Genomic DNA, 17,099 nt, shown 5'->3' with positions numbered 1-17,099 from the left:
GCCATGCACGGCCCCGCCTTCCTGGCCTATGTCGAGCAGGTCCTGGTCCCGACGCTGAACCCGGGCGACATCGTCGTCATGGACAACCTGCCCGCCCACAAACCTGCTGCCGTGCGCAGCGCCATCGAAGGCACCGGCGCCAAGCTGCGCTTCCTGCCGGCCTATAGCCCAGACTTCAACCCGATCGAGATGGCCTTCTCCAAACTCAAGGCCTTCCTCAAGAAGCTCGCCCCCAGGACCGTCGACGACCTCTGGCAGGCGATCGCACTGGCCGTCGACGCCTTCACACCTGACGATTGCCAGAACTACTTTACTGCTGCCGGATATGACCGCGACTGATCGGAAAATGCTCTAGGACCGCGGCTCCGCCGGCAGGCTGAACTGGAACAAGGGCGTCGAGGTCATGCGATCCGTCGGGCTTCCGAGCGGATGGTTGATCGACAGGCGCAACACCCGCGCCTGCCAATCGACGGCCCCAAGGAACACCAGCCGGCCGACGACGCGCGACCGCGGCTGGATCTGCAGATCCGGATTGTCCGGCGGCGGCAGGAAGGGATAGATCCGGCCGCGATCATCGGTCAGGAGCAGACTGTCGCGGGAGTTGAGCCGGCGTCGCTCGTCGGCCGGATTGAAGATCTCGACCGTGATGACAATGCTGGAGGGCAGGAAGTTCACGGTATCGACCGAGATGGTCATCCCGTTCGGATGCGTCTTGCTTTGCCGCACCCGGATGGCGACCGGGGCGGGAGGCTCGACGATCGGCGGCTGCGCCGGCTGTCCGAGGCCGCGTTCCGGTGGCGGCAGCCCCGGCTTGACCAGCGGATAGGTCGGTGTCGGCCTCCCCGGCGGGCGGGCCGGCTCCTGCGACGGCGGCGGCGGTTCGAGCAGGATCTGCGCCTGCATCCGGTCGACGGGGCTTGCGGCAATGGCCACGATCATGACGGTCCAAACGACGGAACGCCCCCCGGCGCGCAACGGTGTCTCGGCAATCCGGTACAATCGGTGACGGAGGACGGGACGGGCCATGATCGCCAAGTCTCCGTCGCGCGTTGCGGCCGCGCAATTCGGCGATTGGGTGAGCCCGCCCATCCCGCCAGGGGATACGGTCTCTCTTCAGAGCAAGAATATACTCCGAGGAAGCCGGCAAACCGGCGGCGCCGTCTCGTTCCGCGTCGGACCGAGACGCCATCCAAGTGCAGACCGGGGGCCTCTAGACGTAACCCTTCGGGACCACCGGACGACGGTTGTGCGCCAGCGCGAAGAAGTAGGCCTGGATGAAAACGCGCACCGCACTGGACAAGCTGCCGTCACCTCGTTGCGAAGCACGTATCCGGGACACGAGGACATTCACGGTAATGCCCTCCCGCGTCGCGATCTCCTCCAACCCGCTCCAGAATTGCTGTTCCAGCCGGATGCTGGTGCGGTTTCCACCGATCGTGACGTTGCGGGTGCGATGATCCAGAGGATTTATCAAGCGAAACTTCGTGGATCGCCCCATCGCCTTCGCCGCCTTCAAAAAGGGACTGCAGTATTGCCCAATCACAAGAGGCGCAGAATCTTGGAATTCGGTCTCTTTCATCGCCATTTGGGGTGACGGATTACCCCTTCCGCTGTAGTCGATCCAACGTCAAGCGGCGCCTCAATGTCGTGATTCGAAGTCCGACTTCCCTGGGCAGGCGGCTCACCTCATGACAATTCCATGAGCCGGCTGCACCATTGGTTCTGCGCCTGGTCGCACTGCTCTCCGGCTGCGACGGCGATTTGTGGTCGTGCCGCCCATCAGGCACGTGCGGCCCGATCAGGACAATTCGGGCGGACATCCCCTTGCTCGGCACGCCTATCTGACGGGCTGCATGCGCGGGATCGAGCCTGATGCAGCTTGAATGCTGCTTCTGTCCGGTTTCGGGCCGCGAGCTTCCGCATGATGCCGCGGATATGGATCTTCACCGTGCTCTCCGAAAGCCCCAGTTGATAAGCGATGATTTTGCTCGGCGTGCCGCGGGCCATCGCCTCGGCGACGGCAAACTGCCTTTCCGTCAGCCCGGACCAGGCGTCAACGACAGGGGGCTCCCGGTCCGCCACGGCGGAACGCCGGACCGTGGACACCGGAACGAAGACGCCACCCGCCATCACGAGAGACACGGCTTGGACAGCCACACCCAGGCCGACGCTCGTCGGAATATATCCGCGAGCGCCGCCTTCCAGGATCTCCGCCACAAATCGCGCGTCCTCGCGTTCCCCGAACGCCACCACCCGGACCTCGGGATTATCCCACGCGATCGATCGAATCTCCGAAGCGGCCTCGAATTCGCCTCCGTCCAGAGCGTCAATGTTCAACAGAAGCACTGTCGTCGAGATGCAGTCGGGATCGGCCAGCCATTCCCCGAGATCGGCGAAGGAACGGCTGTGATACCGCCGATCCGCCAACGAGAAGGCCGCGCTCAAGGTCTCTCGAGCGAGAGCGCGGCGCTCGATGATCGCGATGAGACCGATGGGTTGATCCGCGGACATGGCCGCCTGTTGACGACGGCTGGACCAATCCTTCCGAAACTCCCCAGTCTCCGCTATTCGGGGCGACGAAGCCGCCGGCACGGGGGATCCGTCGGGGCGCGACGGTCCGCTGCGAAACGCATGCATGTCCCCTCCTCCAGAGTTGCTGGCCCGCCAACCGACCCGGAATTGCAGGCCGGTCAGAAAGGCGCGCGACCGAGAACAGAGACTCGTCCGGACAAGGATCGAGCCGCCGCGTTGCCAAGAACAGGTTGTTCGATCCGAGCAGCCATCAGCGCTAGGATCGAATATCCAAAATGACGTTGGCCTCCCCAGTACAGAGGATTTTATGCAAATCTATCGCGAATGAAAGATACTGCTTTCGGATGATGCACGCATAATTTATTATGCACCCCCTGCCCTCCTCGACTTCGCGCAGCAGAGCGCCAACTGAGCAGACCACCATTCAAGCTAATGCCTCAGCAGCTCGGACGAGCGATCCAGACCTGCGTCTTCGGATTTGGATCCCCGCCCTCGACAAGGCCAATGAGGACCCGAAATGCTGATGAATGACGAGAATCCGGCTCGCACCCGGGCCGGCTCAAGCCGTCTATACCGTTTTTTGGCGTGGGAGGCGTCGCTCTGCGTTGGATTTCCGCCCAAGCCCGAAAAGGCTTGGCGTCCCCTACGGGATTCGAACCCGTGTTGCCGCCGTGAGAGGGCGGTGTCCTAGGCCTCTAGACGAAGGGGACTGAGGCGCGGGCCCGGATATAGGGGAGCCGGCGCGCCGACGCAAGCAGTTTTCGTAACTTTCCGCTGCGCTTATCCCGCGACCGCCGCGGCGCCCGGCGCGAGGCAGGCCCGCGCCCGCTCCAGCGCCGCCTCCACCGTCACGGAATCGGTGTCGAAGGCGGCGACGAAGCGCCAGACCTCGCCCTCCCAATGCGCCGCGACCACGCCCTGCCGTTTCAGCCCTTCGGCCAGCGCCGCGGGCAGGCGCACGAACACCTCGTTCGCCTCGACCGGATGCACCAGCTCCACCCCGGGCAGCTGCCGCAGCCCCTCGGCCAGCTGCCGGGCGCGGGTGTTGGCGTTGCGCGCCAGGCGCAGCCACAGCCCGTCGGCCAGATAGGCCTCGAGCTGGGCCGAGACGAATCGCATCTTCGACAGGAGGTGCCCGGCGCGCTTGCGGCGGAAGGCGAAGTCCGCCGCGCGGTCCGGGTCGAAGAACACCACCGCCTCGGCCATGACGCAGCCGTTCTTGGTGCCGCCGAAGGACAGCACGTCGATCCCCGCCTTCCAGGTCAGCTCGGCCGGGGAGCAGCCCTGCGCCGCCAGCGCATTGGCGAAGCGCGAGCCGTCCATGTGCACCGCCAGGCCCCAGCGCCGCGCCGTCTCGGCCAGCGCGCCGATCTCTGCCGGGCTGTAGACGGTGCCGGCCTCGGTCGCCTGCGACAGGCTGAGCATCGCCGGCTGGCTGCGATGCACGTCGCCGCGCCAATCCGCCGGGAAGACGGCCTGCAGCGTCGCCGGGGTCAGCTTGCCGTGGTCGCCTTCGGCCAGCATCAGCTTGGCGCCGTGGGTGTAGAATTCCGGCGCGCCGCATTCGTCGACCGCGACATGCGCCTCGCGATGGCACAGCACCGCGCCGTAGGGCGGAGTGAAGGTGGCGAGCGCCAGGGCGTTGGCCGCGGTGCCGGTCGGCACCGGGAAGGCGGCGACGCGGCGCTCGAACACCTCCGACAGCCGCTCCTCCAGCCGGCGGGTGGTCGTGTCGGCGCCGTAGGACGGCGCGCGGCCCTCGGCGGCGCGAGCAATCGCCGCCAGGATCTCGGGCGCGGCGCCGGCGACATTGTCGCTGGCGAGGTTGATCACGTCGGTCATGCCGATTCCTTCCGCTCGGGCGGCCTGTCAGGGGGTGGTGGTCAGAAGGGTCGCGGCGGCGCCGGTGCGCGGGTCGACGCTGCGCAGCTCCTGCCCGCCGCCGGGCAGTGTGATCAACATCACTGCGCGATCGCCGATCGCGGTGATGCTGGTGATGCGGCTGCCGGCGGGCAGCGCGGACGGTGCGGCGGCGGTCGTCGGCGCCGTGGCGGGAGCAGCGGTGGTCGGCGCCGGGGCGGAGCCCGGGACGAAGAACCGGCGGCCCAATTCCCCGACGACGACGGCGGTGAGCAGGATGATGACCACAAGCATCGCCCAAACGGTTATCTTCACCGCCCGCAATGTCCCAGCTTCCAGACGCACCGACCACTCCCATTCCCGTCGTCATCGGCCCGGACGCCGCCGGCCAGCGGCTGGACCGCGCCCTGGCCGCCGCGGTGCCGGACCTGTCTCGGTCGCGGCTGCAGGCGCTGATCGCCGCGGGCTGCGTGCGGGAGGGCGACCGGACAGTAGAAGACGCCTCGGTCAAGGTCAAACCCGGCCAGCGCTTCGAGATCCGCGTGCCGCCGCCGGTCCCGGCCGAGCCCGAACCCCAGGCCATCGGGCTTGATATCGTGTACGAGGATTCCCATCTCATCGTCATCGACAAGCCGGCCGGACTGGTGGTCCACCCCGCGGCCGGCAATCCCGATGGCACCCTGGTCAACGCGCTCCTCGCCCATTGCGGCGGGCAGCTCTCCGGCATCGGCGGCGTCGCCCGTCCGGGCATCGTCCACCGGCTGGACAAGGAGACCAGCGGGCTGATGGTGGTGGCCAAGACCGACGCGGCGCACAAGGCGCTGTCGGCCCAGTTCGCGGACCGCACCCTGTCGCGCACCTATCTCGCCCTGGTCTGGGGCCGGCCGACCCCGTCGGCGGGCACGATCGAGGGCGCGATCGGCCGCGACCCGCGGAACCGGCAGCGCATGGCCCTCGTTAGAAACGGCGGCAAGCCGGCGCGGACCCACTACCGGGTGCTGCGCCCGGCCGGGCCGGAGGCCAGCCTGGTCGCCTGCACGCTGGACACCGGACGGACGCATCAGATCCGCGTGCATATGACCTCGATCGGCCATCCGCTGATCGGCGATCCGGTCTATGGCCGACGCCCGCGCTCGGCCATCGGAAACGAAACGGCCCGCAGCTTTCCGCGGCAGGCGCTGCATGCGGCGAAGCTGCGCTTCCGCCATCCGGCGGATCAACGTGAACTCGAATTCACGAGGCCGCTTCCGGGAGACATGCGACATTTGCTCGTCTCCCTCGCGGGGGAAGACCGTATACCTGACTGCTGAAGTCGGGTATTATGACTGTGTCCGGGTGAAGAACCCGGAGGGCGCCAGCCCTAGGGCGTGGCGCCGGAGAGGGAGCAAGATCTATGGCACAAGCGTCGACCATGCCCGTCGTGGGCGCCGAATCCAACCTGAGCCGGTACCTGCAGGAAATCCGTCAGTTTCCGATGCTGGAGCCGCAGGAGGAGTACATGCTCGCCAAGGCATGGCGGGAGCATGGCGACACCGAGGCGGCGCATCGCCTGGTCACCAGCCATCTGCGGCTGGTCGCCAAGATCGCGATGGGCTACCGCGGCTACGGCCTGCCGATCTCGGAGCTGATCTCCGAGGGCAATGTCGGCATGATGCAGGCGGTGAAGCGGTTCGACCCGGACCGCGGCTTCCGCCTGGCCACCTACGCCATGTGGTGGATCCGCGCCGCCATCCAGGAATATATCCTGCACAGCTGGTCGCTGGTGAAGATGGGCACCACGGCGGCGCAGAAGAAGCTGTTCTTCAACCTGCGCAAGCTGAAGGGCCAGTTGCAGGCGATCGAGGAAGGCGACCTGAAGCCGGAGACGGTGACGAAGATCGCCACCGAGCTGTCGGTGCCGGAGCAGGACGTGATCTCGATGAACCGCCGCTTGGCCGCGCCGGACCATTCGCTGAACGCGCCGCTGCGCGTCGACGGCGAGGGCGAGTGGCAGGATTGGCTGGTCGACGAGCGCGAGAGCCAGGAGGCGCTGCTGGCCGACCGGCAGGAGCTGGGCAAGCGCCGGCAGCTCTTGAAGGACGCGATGGCGCATCTGAACGACCGCGAGCGCCGCATCCTGAGCGAGCGTCGCCTGCGCGACGAGCCGACCACGCTCGAGGATCTGAGCCAGGAATACGGCATCAGCCGCGAGCGGGTGCGCCAGATCGAGGTGCGCGCCTTCGAGAAGCTGCAGAAGGCGATCCGCAACGCCGCGGTCGAGGCCAAGCTGGCCCACTGATCGCGGGATCGTGTTGAAGCCGAACGGCCGGAGCCCCGCTCCGGCCGTTTTCGTTTTCCCCTCAGCCCTTCGGCACCCGGTCCATGAGCGGCACCCCGGCCGCGCAGAGCGGGCAGTCCTCCGGCCGCCAGATGCCGCGCTGCAGCGCCGCCAGGGCCAGGAGCGGTACGCCGTGCTCCGCGGCGATCCGGCCCGCCGCCTCGCCGAGCGTCATCAGGCAGGCGATGCCGGTCGGCACGGCGCCGTGGCGCTTCAGCGCCGCGAGCGTCAGGCCGAGCGCCGAGCCGGCGTTGATCGCGTCATCGGCCACCAGCACCCGCCGCCCGGCCACCGCGGCCGCCAGCGGCGCCGGGATGCAGTACTGGACCGCGCCGCCGTCCATCCGGCGCTCGGCATGGACGAAGCCGAGGCCGAGCTCGGCCGCGATGAGCTGGGCCAGGAAGGCGCCGCCGGTCAGCGGGCCGCAGACGATCTCCGCCCCCAGCGGCGCCGCCCGGCCGGCCAGCGCCGCGGCCCAGCCGCGCATCCGGGCGGCATCGAGGAACAGCGGGTCGAGATCGAGCCAGAGGTCGCCGTGATGGCCCGATTCGTAGCGGAAATGCCCGCGCTCGGCGGAAACAGCCTGCAGCAGCGCCTGTTCGATCGTCTCCGTCATCCGCCCGCCCTCCCAGCCGCGTCATGATGTCCGCGAACCGCTTCGCATCGAAGTGTTGTCTGCGATCCCCAGCCCCCCATTTCAACCGGACGGACACCGAGACGAGGAGCCCTGCCCGATGCGCATGCCCATCCCCGCCTTCGCCGCCCCTGCCCTCGCCGCCGCAGCCCTGCTGGCCTCCGCGACGGACGCCGCCGCGGTCGACGCCACCTACGACACCGAGAAGGGCCGGATCCGCGTCCAGACCATCGTCGACGGGCTGAGCCATCCCTGGGGTCTGGCCTTTCTGCCCGACGGCCGGATGCTGGTGACGGAGCGCGACGGCAATCTCCGCCTGATCGGCAACGGCAGGGTCTCCGAGCCGCTGGCCGGGGTGCCGGAGGTGGATGTCGGCGGCCAGGGCGGGCTGCTGGACGTCGCCGTCGACCCGTCCTTCGTCCAGAGCCGCATGGTCTATCTCAGCTACTCCGAGGAAGGCCGGGGCGGCAACTCCACCGCCGTGGCGCGCGGCCGGCTGAGCGAGGACGGGACGCGGCTGACCGGGGTCGAGGTGATCTTCTCGCAGAAGCCGAAGCTCGACAGTTCGATGCATTTCGGCTCACGCCTCGTCTTCGACCGCCAGGGCCATCTCTTCATCACCCTCGGCGAGCGGTCGCATGCGCGATTCCGGGACCAGGCCCAGCAGCTGGACTCGCATCTCGGCAAGCTGATCCGGATCTGGCCGGACGGCTCGGTGCCCGAGGACAACCCCTTCGCCGGCCGCAAGGACGCGCTGCCGGAGATCTGGTCCTATGGCCACCGCAACATCCAGGGCGCGGCGCTGGATCCCGACACCGGCGTGCTGTGGATCAACGAGCACGGGCCGCGCGGCGGCGACGAGATCAACATCCCCGAGGCCGGCAAGAACTACGGCTGGCCGGTCGTCTCCCATGGCGTCAACTACAACGGCAGCCCGGTCGGCACCGGCAAGCGGGAGGCGCCGGGCATGGTCGGGCCGATCCATCAATGGACACCGTCGATCGGCGTCTCTGGCATGGCCTTCTACACCGCCAACGCGATGCCGGGCTGGCGCGGCGATATCTTCGTCGGCGGCCTCGCCATCCCCAAGCTGGTGCGGCTCGAGCGCGACGGCGACCGGATCACCGGGTCGGAGGACCTGCTGGAGGATCTGGCCTTGCGCATCCGCCAGGTGACGCAGGGCCCGGACGGCGCGCTCTATCTCCTCACCGACGAGAGCGACGGCGAGATCCTGCGCGTCGGGCCGGCGGGGTAGGCGCGAGGACGGCCGCGCCATCCTCTCCTTCCCTAACCCGTCATTGCGAGGAGGCGAAGCCGACGAAGCAATCCATGCCTCCGCTCTTGCAGCCCTGGATTGCTTCGCTGCGCTCGCAATGACGGCGAGGGGCGGCCCGGCCTCAGTCCGCGAACGGATCGCGGACCAGGATCGTGTCGTCGCGCTCCGGGCTGGTCGACAGCAGCGCCACCGGCGCCTCGATCAGCTCCTCGATCCGGCGGATGTACTTGATCGCGGTCGGCGGCAGGTCGGCCCAGGAGCGGGCGCCCTTGGTGCTCTCCTCCCAGCCGTCCCATTCCTCGTACACCGGCTTGGCGCTGGCCTGCGCCGTCTGGCCGGCGGGGAAGTGGTGCAGCACCTCGCCGTCGAGCTCGTAGCCGATGCAGATCTTCAGCGTCTTGAAGCCGTCCAGCACGTCCAGCTTGGTCAGCGCGATGCCGTCGATGCCGCCGGTCTTCACCGCCTGCCGCACCATCACCGCGTCGAACCAGCCGCAGCGCCGCGGCCGGCCGGTCACGGTGCCGAACTCGTGCCCGCGCTCGCCCAGACGGCGGCCGATCTCGTTGGCCTGCTCGGTCGGGAACGGGCCGGAGCCGACGCGGGTGGTATAGGCCTTGGTGATGCCCAGCACATAGCCGACGCCCTTCGGCCCCATGCCGGAGCCGGCGGCCGCCTGCCCGGCCACGGTGTTGGAGGAGGTGACGAAGGGATAGGTGCCGTGATCGATGTCCAGCATCGCGCCCTGGGCGCCCTCGAACAGGATGCGCTTGCCCTCGCGCTTCAGCGCGTCCAGCCGGTCCCACACCACGCCGACATAGGGCAGGATCTTCGGCGCCACCTCGCGCAGCTGGGCCAGCAGGTCGGCCGGATCCACCTCCTCCGCCCCCAGCGCGCGCAGCAGCGCGTTATGGTGCGCCAGCAGGGTCTCGACCTTGCCCGGCAGCGCCGCGTCGTCGGCCAGGTCGCAGGCGCGGATGGCGCGGCGGCCGGTCTTGTCCTCATAGGCCGGGCCGATGCCGCGGCCGGTGGTGCCGATCTTGCCCTCGCCGCGCGCCGCCTCGCGGGCGCGGTCGAGCGCGCCGTGCACCGGCAGGATCAGTGCCGCGTTCTCGGCCAGCAGCAGGTTCTCCGGGCCGACCTCCACGTCCTGGGCGCGGATCCGCTCGATCTCGTCGAGCAGCGCCCAGGGGTCGACCACCACGCCGTTGCCGATGATGCCGAGCTTGCCCGGCCGGACGATGCCCGACGGCAGCAGCGACAGCTTCAGCACCTTGTTGCCGATCACGAGCGTGTGGCCGGCATTGTGGCCGCCCTGGAACCGCACCACGACATCGGCGCGGCTGGACAGCCAGTCGACGATCTTGCCCTTGCCCTCGTCACCCCACTGGGCGCCGACCACGGCCACATTCGCCATCGGAATACCTCGTGCTACTAAGTCTCAGATCTCGTCGAGACGGCCGTCCCGCAGGACCCAGCCGCAGCCGAGGCGGCGCGCCTCGACGAGAGGATCGGCGCCGGGCTCCAGCCCGGCGATGGTGACATAGCCCTGGGCGCGCAGCGCGGCGCCCTCGCCCGGCGCGGTGCCGCGCGGCAGGAACACCCGGCGCGGCGGCTGCGGCGGCGCGGCCGCGCGCAGCACCGTGTCCATGAACAGGGTGAAGCCGGTCGCCTCCTCGCCCTCGGCGCCATTGGCGCGGTAGCGGCCGCCGCGGCCGACCTCGCCGCGCGCGTTGCGGGCGAACAGGGTGAAGGCGACGCCGGTGTGGTACTCGAAGCCGCGATGCTCGACGAAGTCGACCGTCACCATGAGATCCGGCGCGGAGGCGCGGATCAGCCGCACCACCTCGGAGAGGCGGTCCAGGATCGGCCGGGTCACATCAGGCAGCTCGATGCCGGACAGCGCGGCCAGCGCCGCATCGGCCGGGCCGGAGGCGGCGAGCAGCCCGCCCAGCGCCGCGGCCGCGGCGCCGCCGAGCTGGGCGACGGCGGCGGCGTCCTTGCGGTCGAGCGCGTGGCGCAGCGCCGTGCCGGCCTCGCCCTCCACCCCGAGGGCGCCGAGCAGCGCCGGCACCAGGGTCGGCTCGGTCAGGTCCAGCGCCAGCCGGTCGACACCGACCGCCTGCAGCGCCTCGACGGCCAAGAGCGCCGCCTCGGCATCCGCCGCCGGCTGGGCGCCGCCGATCAGCTCGGCGCCGACCTGGGCGAACTGCCGTTCCGGCCGCAGCTGGGTGCCGCGCACCTGCAGCACCTGGCCGGCATAGGCCAGGCGCAGCGGCCGCGGCGCTGCGGCCAGGCGGGAGCGGGCGATGCGGGCGACCTGCACCGTCATGTCGGCGCGCAGGCCCAGCATGCGGCTGCCCATCGGGTCCATCAGCCGGAAGGTGTGCCGCGCCACGCTGGCGCCGACGCCGGAGAGCAGCGTGTCCTCGAACTCGACCAGCGGCGGCTTGACCCGGTCGTAGCCGTGGCCGCCCAGCACCGCCATCATGCGTTCGATCACCGCCGCTTCCTGCGCCGCGTCGGGCGGAAGGACGTCGTAGAAGCCTTCAGGAAGAAGGGCGGCGTTGGGTGCGTCGGTCATGACGTGCCGCACGCTAGGGCCTTCCTGCCCCCGGCGCAACGACGAAGGCGGCCCCTTCCCCTCGTCCCGCGCTCATCCCCCATGCGCGGCCAGGTATTCCCTCAGCGCGTCGGCGAAGGCGCGGCTGTCGACGGCGAGATAGGCGTTGTCCGCCCCGCCGTCCTGGAAGAAGCGGGTGACCACGGCGATGACGGCGTAGCCGCCGGCCTCCTTCATGAAGATCGGGCCGCCGCTGTCGCCCTTGGTCATGTCGCAATCGTGCTTCAGCGTGTTGTCGCGGCGCAGGGCCAGGGCGCGGCAGCCGCTATGCGCCGTCATCCGGTCGGGCGCGTCCCAGGCGTAGCCCGCCTGGACCAGCGGCACCCAGCGTCCGGTCGCGATCCGCGCCTCGTCCTCGGCGGTCAGCCGGTGCACCGCCATGGTGCCGGCCGCGTCGCCGATCGGGGCGTCGAGCAGGACGAAGGCCCAGTCCGAGCCGAAGGCGGTGCCCCGGCCCTCCTCCTCATCCGCATCGGCGCGGTAGTCCGGCGCCAGCCGGACCGAGACGATACCGGCCTCCGCCACCGCCTCGTCGCCGTCCCGGCCGGCGCGGAAGCCGAGCGGCTCGTCGCGCCGGCCGTCGTCGCGGAAGAAGCAGTGGGCCGCGGTCAGCACCACCCGCCGGCCGACCAGCGTGCCGGTGCAGGTGCCGCCGCTGTCGAAGCTGATCTCGCCGATCGCGGTCCACGGCATCCGGTCGGGCCGGACCATGCGGCGGTCGTCATGGCCGAAGAAATGGTCGCGGATGCCGGGAACGGTGTCGCGGCCCAGGCAGTCGGCGGTGTCGCTGCGCGCGTCGCAGCGCCCGGTGCCGATGCCCGGCTCGTCGCAGACGTCGTCGAAGGCGCTGGCGCAGCTGTTGATGTGGTTGCGCCGGGCATAGAACGGCCGGCAGTCGGCGAGATCGGTGCCGTCCGGGCAGACGCCGGTGCCGATCCCGGGCTCGTCGCAGGCGCCGTCGCGCGACCAGTAGCAGCTGTCGCCGCCGCCCGCGCGCAGCGGCCGGCAATCCGTGCTGTCGTGGCCGGCGTCGCATTCGCCGGTGCCGATGCCGGGCTCGTCGCACTGGCCGTCGAAGGCCCAGCGGCAGCTGTTGTCGCCGGTCTTGAAGCCGGCACAGTCGGCATCGTCGGTATCGGCGGCGCATTCGCCGGAGCCGCCGAAGCGCTGCTCGTCGCATTGCCCGTCGCGGGCCCAGCGGCAGGAATCGTCCGCGGCGGCCGGCCCGGCGAGGCCGACCAGGGCCGGCACGGCGAGCGCCACGGCGACGGCCAGGCCCTTCATCCCTCAGCCGCCGTGGGTGGCGACGTATTTCGCCACCGCCGTCTCGAAGGCCCGGCTGTCGACCGCGAGATAGGCCGAGCGCCCGCCGCCATCGCCGCCGTAGAAGCGGCTGACCACCGCCACCACGGCATAGCCGCCAAGCCGCTTGATGAAGATCGGGGAGCCGCTGTCGCCCTTGGTCATGTCGCAGTCGTGTAGCAGCGTGCCGTCCTCGCGCAGCGAGACGATGCGGCAGCCGACATGCTCGGTCATCCGGTCCGGCGCATCCCAGGCATAGCCCCCCTGCATCACCCGGACCCAGCGCCCGGCGGCGATCTCGGCGCGGTCCTCCGGCTTCAGGCGGTGCACCGACATGAAGCCGGTGACGGCGCCGATGTCGGCATCGAGCTCGACCAGCGCCCAGTCGAGATTGTACCAGGATTCGCCGCCGTGCCGGCGCCCCTCGCGGAAGCCGGGCGGCAGGAAGAAGCCGGCCACGCCGGCCTCGGCCACCCGGCTGGTCCCGGCGAGGCCGGCGCGGAAGCGGCGCGGCTTGTCCAGCGTGTCATCGTCGCGGATGAAGCAGTGGGCGGCGGTCAGCACCACCCGCCGGCCGACCATGGTGCCGGAGCAAGAGCCGCGGTCGAAGCTCAGCTCGCCGATGGCGCTCCACGGCATGCGGTCGACCGCGGCCAGGCGGCGGTGGTCGTGGCCGAAGAAATGGTCGCGGATCCCGGCCGGCGTGTCGCGGCCCAGGCAGTCGGCGGTGTCGGTCCGGGCGGTGCAGCGGCCGGTGCCGGTGCCAGGCTCGTCGCAGATGTCGTCGAAGGCGCTGGCGCAGCTGTTGTCGCGGTTGCGCCGGGCATAGAGCGGCCGGCAGTCGGACGCATCGGTGCCGTCGGCGCAGATCCCCGTGCCGATGTCCGGCTCGTCGCAGCTGCGGTCCTCCGCCCAGCGGCAGCTGTCGTTGCCGCCGGCCCGCACCGCCCGGCAATCCGCGGTGTCGGTGCCGCGGGCACAGTCGCCGGTGCCGATCCCGGGTTCGTCGCAGCGGTCGTCGAAGGCCCAGCGGCAGCTGTTCGGGCCGGGCTTGGCCCCGCCGGCAAGGGCGATGACGGGCACGCCGCCGCAGAGGCAGAGGACCATCCAGGCCGCCAGCAGGCGCGAGATCGGAACGGGCATGCCGGGACCGAGAGACCATCCGAGCGAGACGATCCGGTATCCTAGTCGGAACAGCGCGGCGAAACGATGGCGGATCGCGCAAACGGGCCCCGTATCTTAGGATGGGAACCGGACGGGCGGCGGCGGGTTTCCGGCTGCGCGATCAGGGGAGAGAACAGCCATGCGGTGGCAGGATCTGAGGCGCAGCAGCAATGTCGAGGACCGGCGCGGCATGCGCCCGGCCGCGGTCGGCGGCGTGGGCGGCATCGGCGCGATCGTGATCGTGCTGCTGGCGCTGTTCTTCGGCGTCGACCCCTCGGCGCTGCTGCAGCAGGTCGACACCGGCCCGGGCTCAACCCAGACGGAAACCACCTCCGCCCCCGGCGCGCAGGACGAGATGTCCCAGTTCCTCGCCGCCGTGCTCGGTAGCACCGAGGACACCTGGGGCGCCGTCTTCCAGGAGGCCGGCAGCCGCTATGCGCCGCCGAAGCTGGTCCGGTTCAGCGGCGCCACCCGCTCCGCCTGCGGCTTCGCCGACGCGGCGATGGGGCCGTTCTACTGCCCGGCGGACCAGATGGTCTATATCGACACCGCCTTCTTCGACGAGCTGGGCCGCCGCTTCGGCGCGCCGGGCGAATTCGCCGAGGCCTATGTCGTGGCGCACGAGGTCGGCCACCACGTGCAGAACCTGCTCGGCATCATGGACAAGGTGAACGCGCTGCGCAGCCGCGGTGGCGTCGACGGCAACGAGCTGTCGGTGCGGGTCGAGCTGCAGGCCGACTGCTTCGCCGGCGTCTGGGCCAAGCGCGGCGACCAGCAGAGCCGGTTCATCGAGCCGGGCGACATCGAGGCGGCGATGCAGGCCGCGGCCGCGGTCGGCGACGATACGCTGCAGAAGCGGTCCCAGGGCTATGTCGTGCCCGACAGCTTCACCCATGGCAGCGCCGAGCAGCGGGTGCGCTGGTTCCGCCGCGGCTACGACAGCGGCAACCCGACCACCTGCGACACCTTCTCGGCGCAGGCGCTGTAGGTCGGTTTCACCCGGCCTTGGCCTCGCGCCAGATCTTCACCAGCGGCCCGTCGGCGCCCAGCACCGGGTCGGTCGCAGGCACCGGCACGGCGCCGATCTGCTCGCGGACAGTGCGGCCGACCTCCTCGCCTTCGCTGACCATGTCCGGCTCGGCGCCCGGCGGGTAGGCGCCGATCACCAGCAGATCCGTGCTCGCCTCCTCGCTCTTGTGCCCGACCCCGGCCGGGATCACCACCACGTCCCCGGCCATGAGCTCGAGCGAGACGCCGGAGGCGCCGCCGAACCGCACCTTGGCGCGGCCGCTGGCCAGACCCAGCACCTCATGCGCGTTGCTGTGGAAATGGTGGAACGGGTAGATGCCGTTGCGCCAGCCATTGCCCCAGCCGTTCCGGGCGAAGCGCGCCTCGATCGCCGTCGCCATGTCGCCGAGGCCGAGCCCGCTGACCTGGCGGTAGACCAGAAGCGGCAGGGCCGGGTTGTTCGGCACGGTGCCGCCATCCTCGAAGTAATGGGCCTCGACGCCCAGATCGGCTTCGGTCATGGCCAGACTCCTCGGCTGCTGCCCAAGGAGTCTGGCCCGGCGACGTCGCGCGGCAAGGCCCGGCGTGAGCTCTACGCCAGGCTCTTCGCGATGTCCTCGCACATTTTCTTTGCGTCGCCGAAGAGCATGAGGGTGTTGTCGCGGAAGAACAGCTCGTTCTCGACGCCGGCATAGCCGGAGGCCATGGAGCGCTTGACGAACAGCACCGTCTTGGCGTTCTCCACATCGAGGATCGGCATGCCGTAGATCGGGCTCGCCGGGTCCGTTTTCGCCGCCGGGTTGGTCACGTCGTTCGCCCCGATCACGAAGGCCACGTCGGCCTGGGCGAAGTCGCGGTTGATCTCCTCCAGCTCGAACACCTCGTCATAGGGCACGTTGGCCTCGGCCAGCAGCACGTTCATGTGCCCCGGCATGCGGCCCGCCACCGGGTGGATGGCGTAGCGCACCTCCACCCCCTCCTTCTTCAGCAGGTCCGACATCTCCCGAAGAGCATGCTGCGCCTGCGCCACCGCCATGCCGTAGCCCGGCACGATGATCACCGAGCGCGCGTTCTTCATCACGAAGGCCGCGTCCTCCGCCGACCCCTGCTTCACCGCCCGGTCGCCCGCGGCGCCGCCCCCTGCGGCGGCGTTGGCCTCGCCGCCGAAGCCGCCCAGGATCACGTTGACGATCGACCGGTTCATCCCCTTGCACATGATGTAGCTGAGGATCGCGCCCGACGACCCGACCAGCGCCCCGGTCACGATCAGGAGGTTGTTCTGCAGGGTGAAGCCGATGCCGGCCGCGGCCCAGCCGGAGTAGCTGTTCAGCATCGACACCACCACCGGCATGTCCGCCCCGCCGATCGGCAGGATCAGCAGGAACCCCAAGGCCAGGGCGATGAGGATCAGCAGCAGGAACGCCGCCCCCGACTGCCCGGCGCACATCCAGATGATCAGCAGCACGATCAGGAGCCCGAGCCCCGCGTTCAGCGGGTGCTGGAACGGGAACACCAAGGGCTTGCCCGAGACCAGCCCCTGCAGCTTGGCGAAGGCCACGAGGGACCCGGTGAAGGTGATCGCCCCGATCGCCGCCCCCAGCGCCATCTCGATCAGGCTGCCGACATGGATCGCCCCGGGCGTGCCGATGGCATAGGCCTCGGGGTCGAGGAACGCCGCCGCCGCCACGCACACCGCCGCCAGCCCGACCAGGCTGTGGAACGCCGCCACCAGCTGCGGCAAGGCCGTCATCTGGATCCGCTGCGCCACCACCCAGCCGATGCCGCCGCCGAGCGCGATCGCCGGCACGATCAGCCAGTAGTTCCGCACCTGCGGCAGCAGGATCAAGGTCGTCGCCACCGCGATCGCCATGCCGGCGATCCCGTACCAGTTCCCCTGCCGGCTCGTCTCCGGGCTCGACAGCCCCCGCAGCGCCATGATGAAGCACACCGCCGCCACCAGATACGCCAGCACCGCCAGGCTCGTCATCGCGTCCCCCGCCTTCTCTGATTGTCGCCTGTACGGGCCGTCTCAGCCCTTCTTCCGGTACATCGCCAGCATCCGCCGGGTGACCAGGAAGCCACCGAAGATGTTCACCGAGGCCAGCAGCACCGCCAGCGCCCCGAGCAGGCTCGACGTCCCGACCACCGCCGGACCCGCCGCGATCAGCGCCCCGACCACGATCACCGAGGAGATCGCGTTGGTCACGCTCATCAAGGGCGAGTGCAAGGCCGGGGTCACCCGCCACACCACGTAGTAGCCGACGAAGCAGGCCAGCACGAACACCGTCAGCCCGGTCAGGAAGAAGCCGTGCTCCCCCGCCGGCACCGTCGCCGCCTGCGCCTGCGCCGCCAGCGCCTGGGCCTGGTCGGCCAGCCCCCGCGCCGC

Annotated in this window: 18 protein-coding genes and 1 tRNA gene; 5 read left to right on the top strand and 14 right to left on the bottom strand. The window is 70.1% G+C overall.

Annotated elements, in window-relative coordinates:
• The coding region (locus tag G537_RS0129230) for a transposase (protein ID WP_026873078.1) at positions 1-339 on the top strand (339 nt) is incomplete at its 5' end.
• Positions 340-351: 12 nt separating this feature from the next.
• Here the strand turns inward: G537_RS0129230 and G537_RS0129225 are convergent.
• The 6 genes from G537_RS0129225 to G537_RS40610 form a co-directional block, all read right to left on the bottom strand.
• Positions 352-1,026: a hypothetical protein gene (locus G537_RS0129225; RefSeq protein WP_155888830.1), complete on the bottom strand. Its 675-nt coding sequence runs from the start codon at positions 1,024-1,026 to the stop codon at positions 352-354.
• A 184-nt stretch (positions 1,027-1,210) separates the two neighbouring features.
• Positions 1,211-1,579 carry a ribbon-helix-helix domain-containing protein gene (locus tag G537_RS40625; RefSeq protein ID WP_245579161.1) on the bottom strand — a complete coding sequence of 123 codons (369 nt, stop codon included), beginning with the start codon at positions 1,577-1,579 and terminating at the stop codon, positions 1,211-1,213.
• 200 nt (positions 1,580-1,779) lie between these two features.
• A complete protein-coding gene (locus G537_RS42500; protein WP_051249289.1) occupies positions 1,780-2,511 on the bottom strand; it encodes a response regulator transcription factor in 732 nt (243 codons plus the stop codon).
• Between the two features lie 655 nt (positions 2,512-3,166).
• Positions 3,167-3,242, bottom strand: a tRNA-Glu gene (locus tag G537_RS0129210).
• Positions 3,243-3,312: 70 nt separating this feature from the next.
• Entirely contained in the window at positions 3,313-4,374 is a 1,062-nt protein-coding gene (locus G537_RS40615; protein ID WP_342665241.1) for a threonine aldolase family protein, read from the bottom strand.
• A gap of 27 nt (positions 4,375-4,401) precedes the next feature.
• Positions 4,402-4,737, bottom strand: a complete 336-nt coding sequence (locus tag G537_RS40610; RefSeq protein ID WP_211230549.1) for a hypothetical protein — start codon at positions 4,735-4,737, stop codon at positions 4,402-4,404.
• Between G537_RS40610 and G537_RS0129195 the strand changes: the two genes are divergently transcribed.
• Positions 4,716-5,702, top strand: coding sequence for an RluA family pseudouridine synthase (locus G537_RS0129195; RefSeq protein WP_051249287.1), 987 nt, complete (start codon positions 4,716-4,718; stop codon positions 5,700-5,702). The two genes, G537_RS40610 and G537_RS0129195, sit on opposite strands and share 22 nt — an antisense overlap.
• 83 nt (positions 5,703-5,785) lie before the next feature.
• Positions 5,786-6,670, top strand: coding sequence for an RNA polymerase sigma factor RpoH (rpoH, locus tag G537_RS0129190; RefSeq protein WP_026873075.1), 885 nt, complete (start codon positions 5,786-5,788; stop codon positions 6,668-6,670).
• A gap of 61 nt (positions 6,671-6,731) precedes the next feature.
• Here the strand turns inward: rpoH and G537_RS0129185 are convergent, their stop codons facing one another.
• The gene (locus G537_RS0129185) at positions 6,732-7,325 is read right to left on the bottom strand and encodes a phosphoribosyltransferase family protein (RefSeq protein WP_051249286.1); all 594 of its coding nucleotides are present in this window, start codon (positions 7,323-7,325) and stop codon (positions 6,732-6,734) included.
• A gap of 118 nt (positions 7,326-7,443) precedes the next feature.
• Here G537_RS0129185 and G537_RS0129180 point away from each other — a divergent pair, with 118 nt between their 5' ends.
• Entirely contained in the window at positions 7,444-8,598 is a 1,155-nt protein-coding gene (locus G537_RS0129180; RefSeq protein ID WP_245579160.1) for a PQQ-dependent sugar dehydrogenase, read from the top strand.
• A gap of 142 nt (positions 8,599-8,740) precedes the next feature.
• Here the strand turns inward: G537_RS0129180 and G537_RS0129175 are convergent, their stop codons facing one another.
• From G537_RS0129175 to G537_RS42495, 4 genes are all read right to left on the bottom strand, one after another.
• A complete protein-coding gene (locus G537_RS0129175; protein ID WP_026873072.1) occupies positions 8,741-10,033 on the bottom strand; it encodes an adenylosuccinate synthase in 1,293 nt (430 codons plus the stop codon).
• A gap of 24 nt (positions 10,034-10,057) precedes the next feature.
• Positions 10,058-11,200, bottom strand: a complete 1,143-nt coding sequence (locus G537_RS0129170; protein WP_026873071.1) for an ATP phosphoribosyltransferase regulatory subunit — start codon at positions 11,198-11,200, stop codon at positions 10,058-10,060.
• A gap of 72 nt (positions 11,201-11,272) precedes the next feature.
• Complete coding sequence (locus tag G537_RS40605) at positions 11,273-12,523, bottom strand: trypsin-like serine peptidase (RefSeq protein ID WP_051249285.1); 1,251 nt, start codon at positions 12,521-12,523, stop codon at positions 11,273-11,275.
• A gap of 3 nt (positions 12,524-12,526) precedes the next feature.
• A complete protein-coding gene (locus G537_RS42495; RefSeq protein WP_051249284.1) occupies positions 12,527-13,684 on the bottom strand; it encodes a trypsin-like serine peptidase in 1,158 nt (385 codons plus the stop codon).
• Between the two features lie 160 nt (positions 13,685-13,844).
• On the opposite strand from G537_RS42495, the gene ypfJ reads away from it, so the two are divergent.
• Positions 13,845-14,693: a KPN_02809 family neutral zinc metallopeptidase gene (ypfJ, locus tag G537_RS0129155; protein WP_026873070.1), complete on the top strand. Its 849-nt coding sequence runs from the start codon at positions 13,845-13,847 to the stop codon at positions 14,691-14,693.
• A 7-nt stretch (positions 14,694-14,700) separates the two neighbouring features.
• On the opposite strand, the gene G537_RS0129150 is transcribed toward ypfJ, so the two are convergent.
• From G537_RS0129150 to G537_RS0129140, 3 genes are all read right to left on the bottom strand, one after another.
• Positions 14,701-15,234, bottom strand: a complete 534-nt coding sequence (locus G537_RS0129150) for a cupin domain-containing protein (RefSeq protein WP_034853442.1) — start codon at positions 15,232-15,234, stop codon at positions 14,701-14,703.
• A gap of 71 nt (positions 15,235-15,305) precedes the next feature.
• On the bottom strand, positions 15,306-16,700 hold the full coding sequence (locus G537_RS0129145; protein WP_026873068.1) for an NAD(P)(+) transhydrogenase (Re/Si-specific) subunit beta: 1,395 nt from the start codon (positions 16,698-16,700) through the stop codon (positions 15,306-15,308).
• A gap of 42 nt (positions 16,701-16,742) precedes the next feature.
• Entirely contained in the window at positions 16,743-17,087 is a 345-nt protein-coding gene (locus G537_RS0129140; protein WP_064742239.1) for a proton-translocating transhydrogenase family protein, read from the bottom strand.
• Between the last annotated feature and the right edge of the window lie 12 nt (positions 17,088-17,099).

It is taken from the genome of Inquilinus limosus DSM 16000 (assembly GCF_000423185.1).
Taxonomy (GTDB): Bacteria; Pseudomonadota; Alphaproteobacteria; order DSM-16000; family Inquilinaceae; genus Inquilinus; species Inquilinus limosus.
This window is presented reverse-complemented; position numbering and strand designations above follow the sequence as displayed.

What these genes read in the sequence shown, in the direction of transcription:
- G537_RS0129180 (WP_245579160.1), top strand. Translation starts at nt 7,444, where the DNA reads ATGCGCATGCCCATCCCCGCCTTCGCCGCCCCTGCCCTCGCCGCCGCA.
- rpoH (WP_026873075.1), top strand. Translation starts at nt 5,786, where the DNA reads ATGGCACAAGCGTCGACCATGCCCGTCGTGGGCGCCGAATCCAACCTG.
- G537_RS42495 (WP_051249284.1), bottom strand. Translation starts at nt 13,684, where the DNA reads ATGCCCGTTCCGATCTCGCGCCTGCTGGCGGCCTGGATGGTCCTCTGC.
- G537_RS0129195 (WP_051249287.1), top strand. Translation starts at nt 4,716, where the DNA reads ATGTCCCAGCTTCCAGACGCACCGACCACTCCCATTCCCGTCGTCATC.
- G537_RS0129145 (WP_026873068.1), bottom strand. Translation starts at nt 16,700, where the DNA reads ATGACGAGCCTGGCGGTGCTGGCGTATCTGGTGGCGGCGGTGTGCTTC.
- G537_RS40605 (WP_051249285.1), bottom strand. Translation starts at nt 12,523, where the DNA reads ATGAAGGGCCTGGCCGTCGCCGTGGCGCTCGCCGTGCCGGCCCTGGTC.
- ypfJ (WP_026873070.1), top strand. Translation starts at nt 13,845, where the DNA reads ATGCGGTGGCAGGATCTGAGGCGCAGCAGCAATGTCGAGGACCGGCGC.
- G537_RS0129170 (WP_026873071.1), bottom strand. Translation starts at nt 11,200, where the DNA reads ATGACCGACGCACCCAACGCCGCCCTTCTTCCTGAAGGCTTCTACGAC.
- G537_RS0129225 (WP_155888830.1), bottom strand. Translation starts at nt 1,026, where the DNA reads ATGGCCCGTCCCGTCCTCCGTCACCGATTGTACCGGATTGCCGAGACA.
- G537_RS40625 (WP_245579161.1), bottom strand. Translation starts at nt 1,579, where the DNA reads ATGAAAGAGACCGAATTCCAAGATTCTGCGCCTCTTGTGATTGGGCAA.
- G537_RS0129175 (WP_026873072.1), bottom strand. Translation starts at nt 10,033, where the DNA reads ATGGCGAATGTGGCCGTGGTCGGCGCCCAGTGGGGTGACGAGGGCAAG.
- G537_RS0129150 (WP_034853442.1), bottom strand. Translation starts at nt 15,234, where the DNA reads ATGACCGAAGCCGATCTGGGCGTCGAGGCCCATTACTTCGAGGATGGC.
- G537_RS0129185 (WP_051249286.1), bottom strand. Translation starts at nt 7,325, where the DNA reads ATGACGGAGACGATCGAACAGGCGCTGCTGCAGGCTGTTTCCGCCGAG.
- G537_RS42500 (WP_051249289.1), bottom strand. Translation starts at nt 2,511, where the DNA reads ATGTCCGCGGATCAACCCATCGGTCTCATCGCGATCATCGAGCGCCGC.
- G537_RS40615 (WP_342665241.1), bottom strand. Translation starts at nt 4,374, where the DNA reads ATGACCGACGTGATCAACCTCGCCAGCGACAATGTCGCCGGCGCCGCG.